Consider the following 2,485-nt stretch of genomic DNA (forward strand, 5'->3'; position numbering starts at 1 on the left):
AGCAATTCCAGCGCGCGCTGGTAAGCGGTGTGGTGCATCAGCTCGTCCCACGGCAGCGGGTCGGTCTGCGGCAGCAGTGCGATGCGGCGCGCTTCGCTGTCGGCATCGGCCTGCCAGCGGCCCTGGGCCTGCGCTTCGGCCAGGCCATCGAGCAGCGCATCGACCGGCGCGCCGCCGTCAACCTTCGACTGGTTGCACAGCAGCACCAGATCGCAGCCGGCGTTCAGCGCCTCGACCGCCGCGTCGCTGGCACTGACCGCCCGGCCGTCGATGACGCGGGCGCCTTCCATGCTCAGGTCGTCGCTGAAGACCGCGCCGGTGAAGCCGAACTGGCCGCGCAGGATGTCCTGCAGCCAGACCTTGGAGAAGCCGGCTGGCCGGCTGTCGACCTTCGGGTAGGTCACGTGCGCCGGCATCACGCTGGTGAGCGTGCTGCTGAGCCACTCGTAGGGTTTGGCGTCTTCGGTCAGGATCGCGCGGCGCGAACGCTTGTCGACCGGCGCAGCGACGTGGCTGTCCGCCTCGACGAAACCGTGACCCGGGAAATGCTTGCCGCAATGCGCCATGCCGGCCCGCAGCAGGCCATGCGTCAGGCTCTTGGCCAGCAGCGTGGCGACGCGGGCGTCGCGGTGAAGGGCGCGGTCGCCAATGATCACGCTGTTGCCGTGGTCCAGGTCGAGCACCGGGGTGAAGCTCAGGTCGACACCGCAGGCGCGCAGCTCGGCGGCCAGCACATAGCCCGCGGCACTGGCGGCATCGGTGGCCCGCATCGCATCCTTCATCCACAGCTCGCCCAGGCGCCGCATCGGCGGCAGGTGGGTGAAGCCGTCGGTCTTGAAGCGCTGCACACGGCCGCCTTCATGGTCGACACAGACCAGCAGGTCGGGCCGGACCGCCTTGGCCTCGGCGACCAGCGTGGTCAGCTGGGCGCGGCTTTCGAAGTGGCGAGCAAAGAAGATCAGGCCACCGGTCAGCGGGTGGGTCAGGCGGCGGCGGTCTTGCTTGTCCAGCTGCGGGCCGGCGATGTCGAGGACGATGGGAGCGTGGGCAGTCATCAGGTGTTGGTTTCAACGACGACGAAGCTGACTGCATAGTCGCTCTCGTCGCTCAGGGTCACTTGGGCGCGCAGCTGGCGCGCGGCAAACCACTCGGCCAGTTCGCCGTGCAGCTGGATGTAGGGCTGGCCACTGGCGTGGTTCAGGATCTCGCAGGCGCGCCAGGTCATCGGCATGTGCAGGCCCAGGCCGATGGCCTTGGAGAACGCCTCTTTGCACGAGAAGCGGGTGCCGAGGTAGGCCAAGCCACGCGCTTCGACTTTGGCGCGCCGGTAGTGAAAGACCTTCAGCTCACTCGGGCCCAGCACCTTTTCGGCGAACCTGTCGCCGCGTCGTGCCAAGGTGGCAGCGATGCGGCGCAGGTCGCAGACGTCGGTGCCGATGCCGAAAATCATGTCAACGCTGGCCGGCCGCGTGGATGGCCTTCAGGTAGCCGCGGATGGTCTCGGTGTAGCCCAGCTCCAGCGCGTCGGCGATCAGTGCGTGGCCGATCGACACTTCGCTGACGCCGGGCACCTCGCGCAGGAAGGCGGTCAGGTTGTCGCGGTTCAGGTCATGGCCGGCGTTGACGCCCAGGCCGACCGCCAACGCGGCGCGCGCGGCCTGGGCAAATTGCGCGCGGACCTCGGTCTCGCGCGGCGTGCCAAAGGCGCTGGCGTAGCTCTCGGTGTACAGCTCGACGCGGTCGGCGCCGACCTCGCGCGCCAGCGCCATCGCGGCCGGATCCGGGTCCATGAACAGACTGACGCGCACGCCCAGGGCATGGCATTCGTCGATCAGCGGGCGCAAGACGGCTGCGTCAGCCCGCAGGTCATAGCCGTGGTCGGAGGTGAACTGGCCGACGCTGTCCGGCACGAAGGTGGCCTGGTGCGGGCGCACCGCGCGCACGAAGTCCATCAGGTTGTGCTGCGGGTTGCCTTCGATGTTGTATTCGGCCTGCGGCCAGGCCTTCAGCAACGCGGCCAGCTCGTGCACGTCGCTGCCGCGGATGTGGCGCTCGTCCGGCCGCGGGTGCACGGTGATGCCGTCGGCACCGGCTTCGAGCACCAGCGTCGCCGCACGGGTGACGCTGGGGATGCCGAGGTGGCGGGTGTTGCGCAGCAGCGCGACCTTGTTCAGGTTGACCGACAAGGCGGTGCGCCCTTCGGCGCCGTGGGCAAACGATTCGGGGGCGATCAGCGGGTTCATCGGCGTTCAGGGCGTGTCGGGGCGGGGGCCGGAGCGCGGCAGGTCGAGCAACTGCTGCTGCGCGTCGATCATCACGTCGCGCGTGCGTAGCCGGGTCGTGCCCAGATGATAGTGAAGCAAGGCGCGCAGGGCGGCCTTCAATGCGCCCGCCCCTTCGGCGCAGGTGGCCTGCAGCGCCGGCATGGCACCATCGTCCAGCGCTTGCTGAAGGCGCTGCAGCAGCGCGCCGCTGAGTGCTGAAT

At 69.1% G+C, this 2,485-nt stretch carries 3 protein-coding genes and 1 pseudogene; all 4 read right to left on the minus strand.

Features of this window, described 5'->3' with window-relative positions:
• A partial coding sequence (gene nagZ, locus AC1DYI_RS32615) for a beta-N-acetylhexosaminidase (RefSeq protein ID WP_477208263.1) occupies positions 1 to 1,055 on the minus strand: 1,055 nt, incomplete at its 3' end.
• Positions 1,055 to 1,450: a holo-ACP synthase gene (gene acpS / locus AC1DYI_RS32620; protein ID WP_477208264.1), complete on the minus strand. Its 396-nt coding sequence runs from the start codon at positions 1,448 to 1,450 to the stop codon at positions 1,055 to 1,057. The genes acpS and nagZ, both read right to left, overlap by 1 nt.
• A 1-nt stretch (position 1,451) precedes the next feature.
• Complete coding sequence (locus AC1DYI_RS32625; protein WP_477208265.1) at positions 1,452 to 2,243, minus strand: pyridoxine 5'-phosphate synthase; 792 nt, start codon at positions 2,241 to 2,243, stop codon at positions 1,452 to 1,454.
• Positions 2,244 to 2,249: 6 nt separating this feature from the next.
• Positions 2,250 to 2,485: pseudogene (locus AC1DYI_RS32630) on the minus strand (hypothetical protein); the annotation flags it as partial.

This window comes from Ideonella sp. P3_A4 (genome assembly GCF_056403075.1).

Bases quoted from the DNA above. Each gene is read 5' to 3' on its own strand.
- acpS (WP_477208264.1), bottom strand. From the start codon at position 1,450: ATGATTTTCGGCATCGGCACCGACGTCTGCGACCTGCGCCGCATCGCT.
- AC1DYI_RS32625 (WP_477208265.1), bottom strand. From the start codon at position 2,243: ATGAACCCGCTGATCGCCCCCGAATCGTTTGCCCACGGCGCCGAAGGG.